Origin of the sequence: Paenarthrobacter sp. YJN-D (assembly GCF_015040335.1) — a bacterium.
Lineage (GTDB): Bacteria > Actinomycetota > Actinomycetes > Actinomycetales > Micrococcaceae > Arthrobacter > Arthrobacter nicotinovorans.
Map to the genome: position 1 here is coordinate 3013651 of NZ_CP053549.1, position 18095 is coordinate 3031745.

13 protein-coding genes are annotated in these 18095 nt (G+C 63.7%); 3 read left to right on the forward strand and 10 right to left on the reverse strand.

Features of this window, described 5'->3' with window-relative positions; all coding sequences use genetic code 11:
• Positions 1–2: 2 nt before the first annotated feature.
• From tsaB to HMI60_RS13960, 4 genes are read right to left on the reverse strand one after another with little or no spacing between them, the layout of a single operon-like run.
• Complete coding sequence (tsaB, locus tag HMI60_RS13945; protein WP_018776633.1) at positions 3–674, reverse strand: tRNA (adenosine(37)-N6)-threonylcarbamoyltransferase complex dimerization subunit type 1 TsaB; 672 nt, start codon at positions 672–674, stop codon at positions 3–5.
• On the reverse strand, positions 674–1285 hold the full coding sequence (tsaE, locus tag HMI60_RS13950) for a tRNA (adenosine(37)-N6)-threonylcarbamoyltransferase complex ATPase subunit type 1 TsaE (RefSeq protein WP_193589827.1): 612 nt from the start codon (positions 1283–1285) through the stop codon (positions 674–676). Before tsaE ends, tsaB begins: the two co-directional genes overlap by 1 nt.
• The gene (alr, locus tag HMI60_RS13955; protein WP_055971716.1) at positions 1282–2535 is read right to left on the reverse strand and encodes an alanine racemase; all 1254 of its coding nucleotides are present in this window, start codon (positions 2533–2535) and stop codon (positions 1282–1284) included. Before alr ends, tsaE begins: the two co-directional genes overlap by 4 nt.
• A gap of 57 nt (positions 2536–2592) precedes the next feature.
• On the reverse strand, positions 2593–3687 hold the full coding sequence (locus HMI60_RS13960; RefSeq protein ID WP_227453536.1) for a carbohydrate kinase family protein: 1095 nt from the start codon (positions 3685–3687) through the stop codon (positions 2593–2595).
• 47 nt (positions 3688–3734) lie between these two features.
• Here HMI60_RS13960 and HMI60_RS13965 point away from each other — a divergent pair, with 47 nt between their 5' ends.
• Positions 3735–5114 (forward strand): 6-phospho-beta-glucosidase, encoded by a 1380-nt coding sequence (locus HMI60_RS13965; RefSeq protein ID WP_193589829.1) that lies wholly within the window; start codon positions 3735–3737, stop codon positions 5112–5114.
• A 13-nt stretch (positions 5115–5127) separates the two neighbouring features.
• On the opposite strand, the gene HMI60_RS13970 is transcribed toward HMI60_RS13965, so the two are convergent.
• Positions 5128–5646 carry a GNAT family N-acetyltransferase gene (locus HMI60_RS13970; RefSeq protein ID WP_193589830.1) on the reverse strand — a complete coding sequence of 173 codons (519 nt, stop codon included), beginning with the start codon at positions 5644–5646 and terminating at the stop codon, positions 5128–5130.
• A gap of 110 nt (positions 5647–5756) precedes the next feature.
• Here HMI60_RS13970 and mshA point away from each other — a divergent pair, with 110 nt between their 5' ends.
• Together mshA and HMI60_RS13980 are read left to right on the forward strand one after the other, a co-directional pair.
• Positions 5757–7001 (forward strand): D-inositol-3-phosphate glycosyltransferase, encoded by a 1245-nt coding sequence (gene mshA, locus HMI60_RS13975; RefSeq protein WP_018776639.1) that lies wholly within the window; start codon positions 5757–5759, stop codon positions 6999–7001.
• Positions 7002–7104: 103 nt separating this feature from the next.
• Positions 7105–8793 (forward strand): formate--tetrahydrofolate ligase, encoded by a 1689-nt coding sequence (locus HMI60_RS13980; RefSeq protein WP_039242340.1) that lies wholly within the window; start codon positions 7105–7107, stop codon positions 8791–8793.
• Between the two features lie 423 nt (positions 8794–9216).
• Here HMI60_RS13980 and HMI60_RS13985 read toward each other — a convergent pair whose 3' ends face one another.
• The 5 genes from HMI60_RS13985 to glgX all read right to left on the reverse strand — a co-directional run bounded on the left by HMI60_RS13985 (position 9217) and on the right by glgX (position 18038).
• Positions 9217–10302, reverse strand: coding sequence for an inositol-3-phosphate synthase (locus HMI60_RS13985; RefSeq protein WP_018776641.1), 1086 nt, complete (start codon positions 10300–10302; stop codon positions 9217–9219).
• A 169-nt stretch (positions 10303–10471) separates the two neighbouring features.
• Complete coding sequence (gene mgrA / locus HMI60_RS13990; protein WP_018776642.1) at positions 10472–11509, reverse strand: L-glyceraldehyde 3-phosphate reductase; 1038 nt, start codon at positions 11507–11509, stop codon at positions 10472–10474.
• 82 nt (positions 11510–11591) lie between these two features.
• Positions 11592–13364 (reverse strand): malto-oligosyltrehalose trehalohydrolase, encoded by a 1773-nt coding sequence (gene treZ / locus HMI60_RS13995; RefSeq protein ID WP_193589831.1) that lies wholly within the window; start codon positions 13362–13364, stop codon positions 11592–11594.
• A gap of 52 nt (positions 13365–13416) precedes the next feature.
• On the reverse strand, positions 13417–15729 hold the full coding sequence (gene treY / locus HMI60_RS14000; protein ID WP_193589832.1) for a malto-oligosyltrehalose synthase: 2313 nt from the start codon (positions 15727–15729) through the stop codon (positions 13417–13419).
• A complete protein-coding gene (glgX, locus tag HMI60_RS14005; protein WP_079580718.1) occupies positions 15726–18038 on the reverse strand; it encodes a glycogen debranching protein GlgX in 2313 nt (770 codons plus the stop codon). The genes treY and glgX overlap by 4 nt, the downstream gene beginning before the upstream one ends.
• Between the last annotated feature and the right edge of the window lie 57 nt (positions 18039–18095).

Here is an 18095-nt window from a genome sequence, read left to right on the forward strand (position 1 = left end):
CATCACAGTGCGCGCTTCCGGGGTCCCGGTACTTGGGCGTCGGATTCCCGCAGGTATAGAGGGGTCGAATCCAGAAGGGGCCGGCCTGATGCGAGCCGGGCAAGGGCGAACTGGCCAAGGGAAGCGGCGTCGGGCTGCGTGGACGCAAAGTCTTCATCGGCCCTGAGCACATCCGCGTACAGACCGGCGCCGGCACCGAACACCGGCAAGTCGGGCAGTTCGGAGGCGAAGCCCACGTGCGGTCCATCCACGAGATCCGGCAGCTGGCCCTCTTTCAGGGAGTACCGGGCCCAGTAGACCTCTTTGCGCCGGGCGTCCGTTGCCACCAGGAACCCGGGAACTGCTGCTGTGGATTCAGCCACCTCAAGGGCAATGGCATCCAGGCTCATCAGTCCGTACAACGGTTTGTTCCACACGAACGCCAAGGTGCGGGCGGTCGCGATACCGGAGCGGAGCCCGGTAAACGGGCCCGGGCCAACACCGGTGACGATCGCATCGATGTCCGCGCCGGTAACGCCTGCTCCGGTCAACAGCTTCTCAATACCCGGGGCAAGAACTTCGGCGTGGCTACGGGTATCTTCCGTGGCGAAGGAATCCACCACGCCTTCCATGGCGTCGTCGGAGATCAGGGCTGCGCTGGCAACGGCGGAAGTATCAATGGCCAGGATCAACATCAGTTATCTCCCTCGTGTGCGGTGTCCGGTTGCGCTGCGCTGTCCGGCTGTCCTGCGGTGGCCAGGAGCCGTGGCTCATCCGCCCACCGTGGACCGAATCCCCGGAACACAATGGTGCGGGGCTCGTCGTCGTCATCGCTGTCAAAGTCCAGGACGTCATCCGTCACCGTTCCTGCCGAGGCGCCGCCGCCCACGGCCCTGTGCAGCTCCACTTCCAGGCGGCTATCCGAGAGATGCTCCACCCGGTCCCGCCCCCACTCCACCACCGTGACGGCGGTGTCCATGGTGTTTTCGAGGTCGATGTCGTCGATCTCTGCGGCCGAGTCCAGCCTGTACGCGTCGACATGGACCAAGTCAGGCCCACCCGGCCTGGGACCGTCCGGAAGGTTCGGATGGATCCTGACCAGCACAAAGGTCGGCGAGATGATGCCGGCCCTTACACCCAGGCCCTCCCCCAGCCCCTGGGTGAACGTGGTCTTTCCAGCGCCCAGTTCCCCGGTCAGGACAAGGAGATCGCCGGCCTCAAGCACCTCACCGAGCGCTGCTGCGAGCGCGTGTGTCTGCTCCGCCGTCGTGACCTTCAACGTGCGTTCCCACAGGGGTTCGCTCACAGCGCTGCTGCTTTGGCGTCGGTGGCAACGTCGGTCTGCGATGCCGGCTGGGAGGGTACTTCATTGACGTAGCTGCGAGGCACCCGCTGGCTGATGCGCGTGACGATTTCGTAGTTGTTGGTTCCGGCAGCTGCGGCCCAATCGTCGGCCGTGGGGCCGTGATCGGAGCCATTGCCGAACATGACGGCTTCGGCGCCCCGAAGCTCCGCGGCTGCCTCAGGAGTCAGGGGGCCCAGGTCGATGACCATCTGGTCCATGGCGATCCTGCCCACTACCGGGTAGTTGACGCCATTGACGCGGACCGGTCCGCCCGTGGCGATCCGCGGAACCCCGTCTGCGTAGCCCAACGGGACCAGGCCCAAGGTGCTTTCTTCGCTGGTGCGGTAGTTCAGGCCGTAGGAGACGCCCTGCCCTTCCGGGACCTGCTTGCAATTGGACAGGAGCGTGCGGACGGTCATGGCGGGGTGCAAGCCAAGTTCGGCCGACGTCGCGCCTTCGAAGGGCGACAATCCGTAGACGCCGAGGCCCACGCGCACCAGGTCGAAGTGCGAATCCGGGCGCGACAACGCAGCGGGAGTGTTGGCGATATGCCGGACCTCCGTGTCCACACCGGCGTCTTCAGCCATCGCGATGGCTTCACGGAAGACAGCGAGCTGCTCATCGGTTTCGGGGCGGTGCGGTTCATCGGCCACGGCGAGATGAGAGAAGATCCCCACCACGCGCAGCAGGCCCTGGTCCTGGTAGTCCATGGCCTGGCCCAGCAGTTGATCCCAGTCGGCAATGGTGCAGCCGTTGCGACCCAGGCCGGTGTCCACCTTGAGGTGTACCCGTGCAGGCCGTTCCTGTTCGCGGGCTGCCGCAACTACGGCATCCAGCTCCCAGCCGGAGATACCGACGTCGATGCCCGCGGCGACGGCTGCCTGGAAGTTGCTCTCGCGGGTGTGCAGCCAGGCAAGCAACGGAGCGTCGATACCGGCGGCCCGCAAGGCAAGGGCCTCGGAAATGTGCGCCACCCCGAGCCACGCCGCACCGGCGTCGAGGGCTGCCCGCGCAACCTGGACGGCTCCGTGACCATACGCGTCGGCCTTCACTACGGCCATGACCGCGGCAGGAGAGGCGATGGCGACGAATTGCCGCACGTTGTGGCGTACAGCTTCGAGATCGATCACCGCGGACCGTTCCAGGACCGCCGACTTGGCTATTGAGGCCTTTTCGCCGATCCCGATATCTGCTGCTGCTTCATAAGTCACCCTAGAGATTCTAGTGGTGCCGGTGAATTCGGGTTAACTGCGCACGGGCGTTCACCCCTACTGGGCATCCGACAAGTGCGCGATGGTGGCCCGGGCGCGTCGTTGGGCTTCAGCGGGGATGTCCTTCACGATCGGTTCCAGGAACGCGAAGCGCCTCAGCCACTGGCTGCTTTGCCGCTCCTTCCGCGCGTTCGCCCGCTGCCACCAGTCCGCGATGTCTCCCCAGCCGGGTGCGGCCAGGGACCCGCCAACCTCCTGGACGGCAAGCGAAGCGCACAGGTTGGCAAAACGCAGGCGGTCACCCAGCCGCCATCCTGCGAGGCACCCCACGATGAAGGCCGCACCGAAGCAGTCCCCTGCTCCCGTTGGATCAGAAGCCGGGACCGGCAAAGAAGGCACCCACTCTTCCTCGCCGCTCTCCGAGTCCACCGCCACTGCCCCTTGGGGACCCAAGGTCACCACGGCTACCGGCACGCGGTCAGCCAGCGAGTACAGCGCCGCCCAGGGGTCGGATTTGCCGGTGAACGCCATGGCCTCGGGAGCGTTGGGCAGGAAAGCATAAAAGTTCTCCAGCTGGTCCAGCCGGCGCTCCGACCATTTCCCGGTAGGGTCCCACCCCACCACCCCAAAAAGCTTGGTACCGGATTTCATTGCGGCCAGCATCCACGGCTCCATCTCCTCCTCCAGGTCCGCAACGGCTGCGAGCGCCCGCGGAGGCTGGCCAATCAGCTGGGAAGCAGAGATCGGGGCGGGATGGCCGTGGGTGACCATGGAGCGGTCCTGGTTCACGCACATGGAAACAGTCACTGGTGAGTGCCACCCGGGAACCCGCTGCGACAACGACAGGTCCACGTGCTCCTGCTTCTCCAGGATCTGCCAGTTGTAGTCGCCGTAACCGTCGTCTCCGAAGGTCGCTGCAAGGTTGGTCCGCAACCCGAGCCGCGCTGCCGCAATGGCCTGGTTGGCCACCCCTCCCGGGCAGCTTCCCATGCCCTCGCTCCACACTTCCGTGCCCGGTTCCGGCGCATGGGGAAGGCCGGTGAAAATGATGTCCTGGAAAACCGTGCCGGTCAGGAGAAGGTCGCACCCGGCGTCAGCGTCTGACCTTACGGAGGCAAGGGGGTCGAATCGTCGCTGCGGCATAGCGTCCATGAACGGCAGACTACGCTGCAGCTTGCGGAGCTGCATAGACTCGGATCATGCGGCTTATGATCGCCGGCGGTGGCGGATTCCGGGTTCCCCTTGTGTACCGGGCGTTGTGTACTGGCCCCTTTGCCGGCCTGGTCAGCGAATTGGTGCTTTTCGACGTCGATGGGCAACGGCTCCAAGCAATCCAGGCCGTACTCCGCGATATGCCCACAGGCCCCGGTTCCGGTCCCGCCGTCGTCGCCTGCAGCGACCTTGGCCAGGCGCTCACGGGAACCGACGTGGTTTTCGCGGCCATCCGGCCTGGCGGAACGGCCGGCCGGATCGCCGATGAGCGTGTTGCACTTGATCTGGGGCTGCTGGGCCAGGAGACCACCGGAGCAGGCGGGATTTCCTACGCCCTGCGATCCATCCCCCGGATGCTCGAACTCGCCCAGGCCATGCGGCGTCACTGCCCCGGTGCATGGCTCATCAACTTCACCAACCCCGCCGGAATGGTCACCGAGGCATTGGTGCCGCTGCTTGGGAACCGGGTGATTGGGATCTGTGATTCCGCTGGGGGCCTGGCCCAGCGGGCGGCCCGGGCAGCCGGTGTCCCGCTGGAGGAAGGAAACCTCGACGGCGTGGGCTACTACGGGCTGAACCACCTCGGCTGGCTCTACCGGCTGGCACCAGGTGGCGCGGACCTCCTGCCCGGGCTGCTGGCGGATCCTGCCGCCCTTGAGTCGATTGAAGAAGGGCGCCTGTTCGGGCAGCACACCCTGGAAAAGCTCGGTTGCCTGCCCAACGAGTACCTCTATTACTACTACCAGACGTCGCAGGCCACCCAGGCTATCCGTGGACAACGGCAAACGCGTGGGGCGTCCATCCACCAACAGCAGCATTCGCTCTACCCCGATCTGCTGCGGGCGGAGGACGCCTATGCGCTATGGGATGCGGCCCGGCGATCCCGCGAAGAGGGGTACCTCGCCGAAGCCCGCACCCACGGGGAACAGCGCGACGAGTCCGATCTCGCTGGAGGCGGCTACGAGAGGGTGGCTCTGTCCGTAATGCGGGCCTTCTCGGGCGGCGGGACCGCCCAGCTCATCCTCAACGTGCCCAACGCTCCCGTGCTGCCCACCGGGAGTCTTCACCCGGCGGAGGTGGCCGTGCCCGGGCTGCCGCCGGACGCCGTCGTCGAAGTCCCCTCCCAGGTGACGCCCGACGGCGCCGTGGCAGTCGCGCAGGAAAGGCCGCCGGGCCCGTTCCTCACCTTGATGCAGCGCGTCAAGGAGGTGGAGCGGCTGACGATCCGCGCCGTCCGTGACCACGACCGGGAAGCAGCCGTCCAGGCGTTTGCGTCGCACCCGTTGGTGGGATCGGAGCTGCTGGGCACGCAGCTGCTGGCAGGCTATGAGGAGGCATTCCCCGGGATGGCCGGGCTCTGGGGGTAAGGGCGGGACAAGGCTAGAGTTTGCGGTACATCACGTGCAGGCCCACGTAGCCGATCTCCGGATGGTTGAAGGCCTCCGGCACCGTGGCAAGGATCCGGAATCCCATGGACTGCCAGAGCCACACGGCCCTGACGTTGCTCTCCACCACCGCGTTGTACTGCATCGCGTAGAACCCCGCAGCTTTGGCTTCCTGGAGCGAGTATGCGCAGAGCGCCCGCGCAATGCCCTGGCCCGAGTGGTTGGCCGCCACCATGTAACCGGCGTTGGCGACATGGCTGCCACCACCGCCCTGGTTGGGGTGGAATTCGCCGGTCCCGAGAATCTTGCCGGATTCCCTGTCGACGGCCACAAACGTCTGGCCGGGCTCTTCCTTGGTCCACTTCGCCTTCGCTTCGTCCTCCGGTGTGCCGCGGTCCCAGGTGAAGGTCTCGCCCTCCCGGATCACGGGTTCCAGGACGGACCAGATGCCGGCCCAGTCGCCCGGTGTTGCGACGCGGATGTCAAAGCTTTGTTCTTGGCTCACAGCCCACACGCTAGCAGCCTTGTCCACATAGCGGGGCCGCTTTATTGAGGCACGGTTTGGCAGGAGTAGTGTTTTCTGCAGGGCAAAAGCCACGTGCGGTGAAAGTCAGGAGGAGTGCGATGCCGATGGTCCGTCGAGTGGCGTTCTTGTCACTGCACACCTCCCCCATGGAGCAGCCCGGGGCCGGTGACGCCGGTGGGATGAACGTCTACGTCCGGGCCTTGGCCATGGCACTTGCCGAGTCGGGTGTTGAAGTGGAGATCTTCACGCGCGCCACCAAAGCCAGCCAGCCCGCCGTCGAGCATCCCGGTCCCGGCGTGTGCGTCCACAACGTCAAGGCCGGACCACGCCGGAAGATACCCAAGGAAGAACTGCCCGAACTTCTGCACCACATGGTGGTGGAGATCGACAATATCCGGAACCGGCAACTGCATGGCCGCTACGACGCCATCCACTCGCACTATTGGGTCTCAGGCGTTGCGGGGCTTGAGTTGGCCTCATTGTGGGGAGTTCCTCTGGTGCACACCATGCACACCATGGCGAAGGTAAAGAACCTCGTGCTGCAACCCGGCGAACACCCGGAGCCGCGGCGCCGCGAGAACGGCGAGCAGCGGATCGTCGATGGCGCGGCCCGCCTGATAGCCAATACCCCAGCTGAAGCCGATGAACTCGTGTCGCACTACGGGGCGGACCGCGACCGGATCGACATCGCTCCGCCCGGCGTAGACCTCAACGTCTTTACGCCGTCGTTCCGAAAGAAGTCACGTGCCCGGCTGGAGGTGCGGCCGGAGAGCTTCCACATTCTGTTTGCCGGCCGGATCCAGCGGCTCAAAGGTCCCCAGATTTTCGTCAAGGCCGCCGGAATCCTCCGCAAGCGCAGGCCGGACATCGACCTGGAAATGACCATCCTGGGCTCGCTGAGCGGCGCCAAGGACTTCAACCTCCAACAGATCATCCACGAAGCCGGACTCGACGACGTCGTCACCCACCGTCCGCCGGTGGTGGCGCCCGAACTCGCCGGGTGGTTCCGCTCGGCCGACGTCGTCGTGATGCCATCGTTCAGCGAGTCCTTTGGCCTGGTGGCTTTGGAAGCACAGGCGTGCGGTACACCCGTAGTCGCCACCAACGTCGGTGGTCTGTCCCGGGCAATCTCGGACGGCCGCACCGGAATCCTGGTGGACGGACACGACCCCACGGACTGGGCCGATGCCCTCGAGGACCTCTACGACGACGTCCAGACCCGCGAGGACATGGGCCGGCTCGCGGCCACCCATGCCGAATCGTTCGGCTGGCAGCGCACAGCTGCGATCACCTTGGACAGCTACCGTGAAGCCGTCGGGGGCCTGTTGCTTCCGAGGACCTGAGGTTCCTCAGCGTCGGGCCTCGCGGCTGGTAGATTGTCGCGCACAGCGTTAGCGCGCCATAAGCGTCAGCCGTGACACGGGAACATCCAGCCGAAGGACAACGATGTCTGAAAACAAGGCCATGAGTGATCTTGAGATTGCCCGCAATGCCGCCATGCTCCCCATTGAGGAGATCGCCCAGAGAGCGGGCATCAACGTGGATGCCCTTGAGCTGTACGGGCGTTACAAAGCCAAGATCAACCCTGGAAAGCTGGCGTTCCCTGCTGACAAGGTGCCGGGAAAAGTGGTGCTTGTTTCAGCCATGTCCCCCACTCCCGCCGGAGAAGGCAAATCAACCACCACAGTAGGACTCGCCGATTCCCTGGCCCGCGCCGGACACAAAGTCATGATCGCGCTTAGGGAACCTTCCTTGGGGCCGATCCTGGGGATGAAGGGCGGGGCTACGGGAGGTGGCTACTCCCAGGTCCTGCCGATGGACGACATCAACTTGCACTTCACCGGGGATTTCCACGCGATCACCTCAGCAAACAACGCCCTCATGGCCTTGGTGGACAACCACATCTTCCAAGGAAACCAGCTGGGAATCGACCCCCGCCGCATGACGTTCAAACGCGTCCTTGACATGAACGACCGTGCCTTGCGGGAAGTGGTGATCGGCCTTGGTGGCCCCGCGCAGGGCGTGCCACGGCAGGATGGATTCGACATTACCGTGGCGTCCGAGATCATGGCCGTCTTCTGCTTGGCCACGGACCTGGACGATCTCCGATGCCGCCTGGGCAGGATCACTTTCGGGTACACCTATGAGCGGGCACCGGTCACCGTCGCGGATCTCGGTGTTGAAGGCGCACTTACGATGCTCCTGAAGGACGCCATCAAGCCAAACCTTGTCCAGACCATCGCAGGAACTCCGGCGCTGGTACATGGGGGGCCGTTTGCGAACATCGCCCATGGATGCAATTCGCTGATCGCCACCAGGACGGCCATGCAGCTGGCTGACGTGGTGGTCACCGAGGCCGGCTTCGGGGCGGACCTTGGCGCCGAAAAGTACATGGACATCAAGGCGCGGATCGCAGCAGTGGCGCCATCCGCCGTCGTGGTTGTTGCCACCATCCGGGCCCTCAAGATGCAAGGCGGGGTTCCCAAGGAGAACCTCGGCGAGCCCAACATGGATGCCATGGCTGCCGGAGTGGAGAACCTCAAGAGGCATGTCCGGAACGTGGCCAAATTTGGTATCACTCCGGTTGTCTCCATCAACAAGTTCGCCACCGACACTGCGGAAGAACTCGACTGGCTCCTCGCATGGTGTGCAGCGGAAGGGGTGGAGGCCGCCGTCGCAGACGTCTGGGGCCGCGGTGGAGGCGGGGATGGCGGGGACGAACTGGCCGCCAAGGTGGCAGCTGCCTTCAATGCGCCGTCCGGTTTCCATCACCTCTACCCGCTGGAGCTGCCTGTGGAGGACAAGATCCGGACGATCGTGCAGGAGATATACGGGGCCGATGGCGTGGAGTTCTCCGTGCCGGCCCTCAAACGCCTTGCGGAGATTGAGAAGAACGGCTGGTCCGGCCTTCCCGTCTGCATGGCGAAAACCCAGTACTCCTTCACTGACGACGCCTCCAGGCTCGGGGCACCCAAGGGTTTCCGGGTGCACGTTCGCGACCTCATCCCGAAAACCGGTGCCGGTTTCATCGTGGCACTGACCGGGGCCGTCATGACCATGCCCGGGCTCCCGAAGGAACCGGCAGCGATGCGCATGGACGTCGACGCCGACGGCAACCCCACGGGCCTTTTCTAACCCTCCCTCACACCCCACGCCCTTCAACCAAACCCTCCCGCACACCCCATGCCCTTCAACCAAACCCTCCCGCACACCCCACGCCCTTCAACCAAACCCTCCCCCACGCGTTTGAAGGGGTGAGTAAGCGTCGGCGTCAAACCCTAGGGATGTGAGTAAGCGTCGGCGTCAAACCCCTGGGGATGTGAGTAAGCGTCGCCACGAAACCCTAGGGATGTGAGCGAGCGTCGCCACCAAACCATGGGGATGTGAGCAAGCGACCGTGGGAAACCTTGGGGATGTGAGTAAGCGTCGCCGTCAAACCATGGGGATGTGAGCGAGCGTCGCCGTCAAACCATGGGGATGTGAGCGAGGGTCCCGGAGACGACTGACGCCCCCGCACACAGTGCGGGGGCGTCAGGCGACAAAGGGGTCCTGCGGTGTTTAGCGTTCGATGTCGCCGCGGATGAAGGCTTCGACCTTTTCGCGGGCGATGTCGTCGTTGAACTGCTCCGGCGGCGACTTCATGAAGTAGCTGGAAGCGGAGAGCAGCGGGCCGCCGATGCCGCGGTCCAGGCCGATCTTGGCGGCGCGGATGGCATCGATGATCACGCCGGCAGAGTTCGGGGAATCCCATACCTCGAGCTTGTACTCCAGGGATACAGGGGCGTCGCCGAAGTTGCGGCCTTCGAGGCGGACGAAGGCCCACTTGCGGTCATCAAGCCAGGCGACGTAGTCGGAAGGCCCGATGTGGACGTCGTCGGCGTGCAGCTCGGCCTCGACGTTTGAAGTAACGGCCTGGGTCTTGGAGATCTTCTTGGATTCCAGGCGGTCGCGCTCCAGCATGTTCTTGAAGTCCATGTTGCCGCCGACGTTCAGCTGGTACGTACGGTCCAGGGTGACGCCGCGGTCTTCGAACAGCTTGGCCATGACACGGTGGGTGATGGTGGCACCGATCTGGCTCTTGATGTCGTCGCCCACGATCGGGATACCGGCAGCAGTGAACTTGTCGGCCCATTCCTTGGTGCCGGCGATGAACACGGGCAGTGCGTTGACGAACGCGACGCCGGCGTCGATGGCGCACTGGGCGTAGAACTTGGCGGCCTGGTCCGAACCAACAGGCAGGTAGCAGACCATGACGTCCGCTTTGGCTTCGCGCAATGCAGCGACGATGTCCACGGCCTCTTCCGGAGCCTCAACGATGGTTTCGCGGTAGTACTTGCCCAGTCCGTCCAGTGTGTGGCCGCGCTGGACGGTGACGCCCGTAGCGGGGACGTCGGCAATCTTGATGGTGTTGTTTTCGCTGGCGCCGATGGCGTCCGCCAGGTCCAGTCCAACCTTCTTGCTGTCGACATCGAAAGCAGCAACGAAGTGGACGTCGTTGACGTGATACTGGCCGAACTCGACGTGCATCAGACCCGGGATCGTGGCCTTGGGGTCAGCGTCGCGGTAGTACTGAACACCTTGGACCAGCGATGCGGCGCAGTTACCTACGCCGACAATGGCAACACGAATCGGATGTGAAGACACGGAACTCCTTTGAGAACTAAACCTCAGGTGCCAGGCGCACCGCTGGCTGAGTCCAGGGCACGACTGATTGGCACGGCGCCATTCGGCGCACACTTGCATTGTAGCCAACACAGGAGGGGCCGCCTTTGTTCCCGACCGGCCCCTCCCGTCTTATGTCAATCGTGAACGGCTACTTTTGCGCCCACAGGTTGATGTCCGATTCAACAGCAAACTCGTCGATCGCCGTCAGTTCTTCCGTGGTGAACTCCAGGTTTTGGATGGCGCTGAGCGTGTCTTCCAGCTGCTTCACACTGGAAGCTCCCACCAGTGCCGACGTCACCGGCGAGCCCTTCGGCTGATCCCGGAGGATCCAGGCCACAGCCATTTGGGCGAGCGTCTGTCCCCGGCCCTGGGCGATTGCGTTGAGCCCGCGCACCCGGTCAAGCTTGTCCTCGGTCAGCTGCGACTCGGACAGGAAACGTTCCTTTGCTGCGCGGGAGTCGGCCGGCACACCGTTGAGGTACCGGTCGGTCAGCATCCCCTGGGCCAAGGGCGAGAAAGCGATGGAGCCTGCGCCCACCTGGTCCAATGCCTCGTAGAGGTTGGGTGAGCCATTCTCGGTCCACCGGTTCAGCATGGAGTAGCTCGGCTGGTGGATCAGCAGCGGGGTGCCGAGTTCCTTGAGGATCCGGGCCGCTTCGAGGGTCTGCTCAGGGGTGTAGGACGAGATGCCCGCGTAGAGCGCCTTGCCTGAACGGACCGCGTAGTCCAGGGCGCCCATGGTTTCTTCCAAGGGTGTTTCGGGGTCCGGGCGGTGGCTGTAGAAGATGTCCACGTACTCCAGGCCCATGCGTTCGAGGGACTGGTCGAGGCTGGAAATCAGGTACTTGCGGGATCCCCATTCGCCGTACGGACCAGGCCACATGTAGTAGCCGGCCTTCGTGGAGATGACGAGTTCGTCGCGGTAGGGCTTGAAGTCGTCCTTCAAGTGGCGTCCGAAGTTCGTTTCGGCCGATCCGTCCGGCGGACCGTAGTTGTTGGCGAGGTCGAAGTGATTGACGCCGAGGTCGAAAGCCCTGCGCAGGATGGCGCGTTGCTCGTCGAATCGCTTGTCGTCGCCGAAGTTGTGCCAAAGGCCCAACGAGATGGCGGGCAGCTTGAGTCCGCTGCGTCCGACACGGCGGTAGGGCATGGTTTCGTAGCGGTTTTCCGCGGCCGAATAAGTCATACGTACCATCCTGCCACTGTGGAAACCGGGGCGACGGCGGTGTCCGCCATGTGGGCGCCGTCACCCCGGTTCACTGCTTGTGTCAGTTGACGCGTACGACGGCGGCGCTGGCGCCCGGGAGCGTCAGCGTGTCCTCGTCCAGGGCAGCTTCGGAATCGGTAGACAGCAACAAGGACCCCTCCAGGGCCGTCACGAGTGCGTCGTCACCGAAGTTGCACACAACACGGATTTTCCCCCGTGACATCTGCAGCCACTGTTCCTCGTCGTCGAACTCGACGGAGGTGTCCCCGAAGCCGCCGTCGACTAGTTCAGGCGTGTTTCGGCGCAGCTGTGCCAAATCCCGGTACAACCGGAGCAAGCGGGCGTGGTCTCCCTCGCCGGCCTCCTCCCACTTGAGCTTGGAGCGTTCGAACGTCTGGGGATCCTGTGGATCGGGGACAACAGCCGGATCCCACCCCATCCGCTCGAACTCCTTGATCCGTCCCTCGGCTGTGGCCTTGCCCAGATCAGGCTCCGGGTGCGAGGTGAAGAACTGCCACGGCGTTGAAGCACCGAACTCCTCTCCCATGAACAGCATGGGGGTGAAAGGAGAGGTCATGGTCAGCACGGCACCTATGGCCAACTTGCCATAGGACAACGTCGCGGTGAGTCGGTCACCTATGGCCCGGTTTCCGATTTGGTCATGGTTTTGCAGGCAGACCACCAGGGCCGATGGGTGCGCGAGGTCATGCCGGATTGACCGGCCATGATGGCGACCCCGGAAGCTCGAGTAGCTGCCATCGTGGAAGAAGCCGTGTTCCAGGACCTTGGCAAGCACGGACAGCGATTCAAAGTCCGAGTAGTAGCCGGTGGTTTCTCCGCTGAGGTTGACGTGGACGGCGTGGTGGAAGTCGTCGCTCCACTGCCCCTCCAGCCCGTAGCCGTTGTCCTTGCGGGGATAGATGAGGCGCGGGTTGTTCAGGTCCGATTCTGCGATGAGGGTTTTCGGTATCCCCGTTTCAGACTCGATCTGGTCAGCCAGCGCACCAAAGTCCTCCAGGATGTGCACGGCCCGTTCGTCCCGGAGTGCATGGACGGCATCGAGCCGAAGTCCGTCAACGTGGTAGTCGCGGAGCCACATCGCCGCATTCTCCAGAACGTAGCGGCGCACGTCATCGGAGCCCGGGCCGTCAAGGTTGACGGAGTCACCCCAGGTGTTGCCCTCCCCCGATTTCAGGTAAGGACCGTACTTTGGCAGGTAGTTTCCGCTCGGACCGAGGTGGTTGTAGACGACGTCCTGGATGACGCCAAGCCCCGCAGCGTGCGCCGCGTCAACAAAGCGCTGATAGGCGGCGGGACCACCATAGGGTTCATGCACGGCGTACCAAAGGACGCCGTCGTAACCCCAGTTGTGGACACCGTTGAACCCGTTGACCGGCAGGAGTTCAATGAAATCGACGCCGAGGTCCACCAAGTAGTCCAGTTTTCCAGCGGCGGCATCCAGTGTGCCCTCCGGCGTGAACGTGCCCAGGTGCAGTTCGTAGATGACGGAACCCTTGAGGTTCCGTCCCTTCCAGCTGGCATCCTTCCATTCGTGGATGGACGGGTCGAACGTTGAAGACAGGCCATGGACGCCGTCCGGCTGCCGCCGCGAACGCGGATCAGGGAACGGTCCTTCTCCATCCACAAGATAGCCGTACGGCACGCCGTCGACTCCCCCTGCCACCGCCTCAGCCGGCGCGTGCCACCAGCCGTGGGCAGCGGCGTCGTCGTATTGCTCCATGCCGTATTCGTGGCCTCCGGCCACCAGCCGAACAGTTTTTGCGTTCGGCGCCCAGACATCAAAGAGATTCTTTCCAGCAGCGTGCTTCAGCATGATGTTCCCCTGTACGTTCCTTAAGCGTGCGTTGCCGTGATTCGTGGTGGCGTCAGTCAGTGGGTACCAGCAGCGCCACAGGGTACCGCTCCAGCAGGGTGCTCAACTGGACAGCACCCGGGGCGTAGCTCGCCCCTGTGAGCTCGTCCCTGCAGTTCACCGTGAGTTCGATGACGGTGTCCCGCCAGCCGCCTTCCCGTGCAAGACGACGGGGAAGGCGCGTGGCGACAGTCAGCGCGCCACGACGACCAGACCCGCGGTCGAAGGCCACCACATGTGCTGCTGCCGCTCCCTGCGCCGCGACGGGCAAGTAACCTTCGAACAGCTCGGGCCGGTCCCTACGCAACCTCAACGCCCGGGAGAGCACCAGCAACTTGGCCGATTCCTCCGTGAACGACGGTGTCGCTCCCTGGTCCAATGCTGCCAAAGCTTCTTTGCGTGCATTGAAGTCCACCGGCCGTCGGTTGTCCGGATCGGTCAGTGATCCGTCCCGGAACTCCGTGCCTTGGTAAACGTCAGGGACGCCGGGCATGGTGAGCTGGATCAACTTGGCGGACAGCGAGTTGGAGGTCCCGTATGGTTCCAGCTCAGCCACGAAGTTCTTCAAGGCGGCCGCGACCTCGGGAACGTCGAACGCGGCGTCGACGGCGGCTGCAAGCTGCCTTTCGAACTCCGGGTTCGGGTCGGTCCAGTTGGTGGAGTTGCCGGCCTCGCGCGCCGCCTTCAACGCGTATGACTGAAGCCGCCCGCGGTCTGCCGGCCAGGCACCCACGATCGACTGCCAGACCAGCGCCGCCAACGGTCCGTCCGGAATCGGCGCGAGCTGCTGAACTGTTCCAAGGAAAAGTTCCCACTCCGGCACGGCCTCGGAAATAACCGAGATCCGCGCCCTGGCGTCCTCGCTCCGCTTTGTGTCGTGCGTGCTCAGTGTGGTCATGGAGAGCGGCAGGAGCTGCTGGCGCCGGGCCATCCGTTCGTGGAAGACCCCGCTGGGCAACGAGAACTCCGTGGGGTCTGCGCCGACTTCGGTGAGAGAGCCCAATCGGGTGTAGCGGAAGAAGGCGGTGTCCTCCACGCCCTTGGCCATGACCATTCCCGATGTCTGCTGGAACCGCCGCGCCAAAGCACTTTCGGGATCCAGCAGGAGCGGCTGCAGTTTCCCAAGGACGGGTTCGAGTTCGGGGCGGTGTCGGCCGGCCCGCTCGATTGCTTCCACGAGGGTTTTCCCGCCGTAGGGCAAATAGGTCCGGTAAATGGGGAACCAGCAGATGACCTCGGCAAGGGAGTCGGCCACCTTGGCGAACGGCAGTTCCAGGGAGACCGGTACCAAGCGGGCAAGCCGCAGGATCTCTGAACGCAGGATGCCGTCAGCGATCCGCCGCTTGGTCCCATGGATCATCTCGGCGTAATCGGCCGCTTTCTCCGAGTTCCGCAACCGCGCGTCCAAGGAATTGAGGTATTCCTCGGCGGTTGGATCCACGAACAGGCGGTCTACGTCCGCGAGGGCGTCATAACCGGTTGTTCCTTCGCAGCTGAAAGTCTCCGGAAGTTGCTCGCCGGGTTCGAGGATTTTCTCCACAAGCAGGTAAGCGCCCCCGGTCGCCTCGCGAAGCCTGGCAAGGTAGCCTTCCGGATCGGCAAGCCCATCCGGATGGTCGATCCTGAGTCCGTCCACCAGGCCTTCGTGGAACCAGCGGACAACCTCGGCGTGCGACTCGTCGAACACCCAGGGAATTTCGACCCGGATGCCGGCCAGGGTATTCACGGCGAAGAATCGGCGGTAGTTCAGATCCGCATCTGCCCGCCGCCATCCGATCAATTCGTAGTGCTGGCGCGAGTGGACATCCTTGAGACTGTCTCCTGAGGCGAACGTTCCTTCGGCCAAGGGGAAGCGGTGGTCGTAGTAGTGCAGTTCGCCGTCCACCAGCTTGAGCTGGTCGAGGTCGTCGTCGCTTCCCAGGACCGGGATCCGGATCTTGCCGCCGCCGAATTCCCAGTCCACGTCGAAGGCCTCGGCGTATTTGGAATCCCGCCCGTCTTTCAGGAGGTTCCACCACCAGGCGTTCTGCTTGGGAGTGGCAACACCCATGTGGTTGGGCACGATGTCGGCAAGAATTCCCATGCCGTTGTCCTTGGCGGCCCTGGACAGGGCAGCCAAACCCTCGGGGCCACCCCGGGAGGGGTCCACCGTGGAGGGATCGGTCACGTCATAGCCGTGGTCCGAGCCCTGCTCCGCGGTCAGGATGGGCGAGACGTACACCCAATCGACGCCCAGGGAGTGCAGGTAACCCGTGAGTCCGGCGGCATCCTGCAAGGTGAAGCCGGGACGGATCTGGAGACGGTAGGTGGAGACTGGCGTCCTCATGATTCGGTCTCCTTCGCTTCGCCCGCTTCCGCAACTTCGCCCGCTTCCGCAGCTTCGCCGGCGTCGTCCCCTTCGTCGGGGCCCTTGTAGTCATACGGCAGCGACGTTACGGCGGGAGCCGTAATCGAGGCCGTTTCAGGGGTGCTCGTCTGCGTCAATGCTGCAAGCGAGGCAGCGACGGAGTGGTCCGGCTCGATCTCGGGAGTGCTGTGCGCACGGAGGACCACCAGCGACTTACCGCCAACGGAAAGGATCTGGTCGGGCTTGATGACGCCCGCTTCGGCTCCCTCTCCGGCAGTATCGATCATGACATCCCAGGCCGGCGCGTATTCATCCGAGGGAATCCGGAAGTCGACGTCTTCCTGGTCGGCGTTGAAGTACAGCAGGAAGTTGACGTCTGTGATGCGGCGGCCCTGGTTGTCGCGGCCATGGATGCCGTCACCGTTCAGGAACACGCCAACGGAGCGGCCCAGGGCTTCATCCCAATCCGAGGGACTCATGGTGCTGGCGTCAGCATCCAGCCATACGATGTCCGGGAGCCGCTCGCCCTCCCCACGCAGGACAGGGCGTCCGTCGAAGAACCGGCTGCGCCGCAAACTGGGGTGCTTGGCACGCAGTGCGCTCACGGCCGCGGTGAATTCGATCAGGGGCTGGTCCACGTTGTCCCAGTTGATCCACGTAAGTTCGGAATCCTGGCAGTAGCCGTTGTTGTTGCCGTTCTGCGTCCTGCCAAGTTCATCACCGTGCAGCAGCATGGGAACGCCTTGCGACAGGAACAGGGAGGCAATGAAGTTCCGCTGCTGACGCGCCCGCAAGCCGAGGACGATGGGGTTGTCTGTCGGCCCCTCCTCGCCGCAGTTCCATGAACGGTTGTGGGACTCGCCGTCGTTGTTGTCTTCGCCGTTGGCCTCGTTGTGTTTCTCGTTGTAGGAGACGAGGTCCGCCAGCGTGAAGCCGTCGTGGGCGGTGACGAAGTTGATCGATGCCACCGGCCGCCGGCCTGAGTGTTCGTACAGGTCAGCCGACCCGGTCAGCCGGGAAGCGAATTCGCCCAGAGTCGAGGGTTCCCCGCGCCAGAAGTCACGGACGGTATCGCGGTACTGGCCGTTCCATTCCGTCCACTGCGGCGGGAAGTTGCCAACCTGGTAACCACCGGGACCAACGTCCCACGGTTCGGCAATGAGCTTTACCTGCGAAACCACGGGATCCTGCTGGATGAGTTCGAAGAAGGTGGAGAGTTTGTCAACGTCGTAGAACTCGCGTGCCAGGGTGGAGGCGAGGTCGAAGCGGAAGCCGTCGACGTGCATTTCCGTGACCCAGTAGCGGAGGGAGTCCATCAGCAGCTGCAGGGAGTGCGGGCTGCGGACGTTCAGCGAGTTGCCCGTGCCCGTGTAGTCCATGTAGTACTTCTGGTCATCTTCCACCAAGCGGTAATACGCGGAGTTGTCGATGCCCTTGAACGACAACGTGGGTCCCAGGTGGTTGCCTTCGGCGGTGTGGTTGTACACAACGTCCAGGATGACTTCGATTCCTGCGGTGTGCAGCGCACGGACCATGGCTTTGAAGTCCTGGACCTGCTGGCCGGTGTCGCCCTTGGAGCTGTAGCTGTTGTGGGGCGCGAAGAAACCAATGGTGTTGTAGCCCCAGTAGTTGTTCAGGCCCTTGTCCTGCAGGATGCCGTCGTTGACGAACTGGTGCACCGGCATCAGTTCGATGGCGGTGATCCCGAGCTTCTGCAGGTGCGAGATGACCGCAGGGTGTGCCACGCCGGCGTAGGTGCCGCGCTGCTCTTCGGGGACTTCCGGGTGCAGCTGGGTCAAGCCTTTGACGTGGGCCTCATAGATGACCGACTTGTGGTAAGGAATCCTCAGGAGCTTGTCGCCGTCCCAATCGAAGAACGGGTTGATGACGACGCCCAGCATCATGTGCGGCGCTGAGTCCTCATCGTTCCGCGAATCGGGGTCTCCCAAGTTGTAGGAGAAAAGGGACGGATCCCAGTCGATCTGCCGGTGGATGGCCTTTGCGTACGGATCCAGCAGCAGTTTGTTGGGGTTGAAACGCTGACCGGCGTCGGGATCGTAGGGCCCGTGAACCCGGTACCCGTACTTCTGTCCCGGCTGCACCTGCGGCAGGTAGCAGTGCCATACGTAACCATCTACCTCGGTAACGTCTACGCGGACTTCGCCGCCGTCGTCGTCAAAGAGACACAACTCCACTTTTTCGGCCTTCTCGCTGAATAGCGCGAAGTTGGTGCCGGTGCCGTCAAAGGTGGCACCCAGCGGATAAGCCGATCCAGGCCAGACTTCCATGCGTTCTCCTCTTGATGATGCGAACAACTGTTGCAAGCCTACTCAGTACCCTGACAA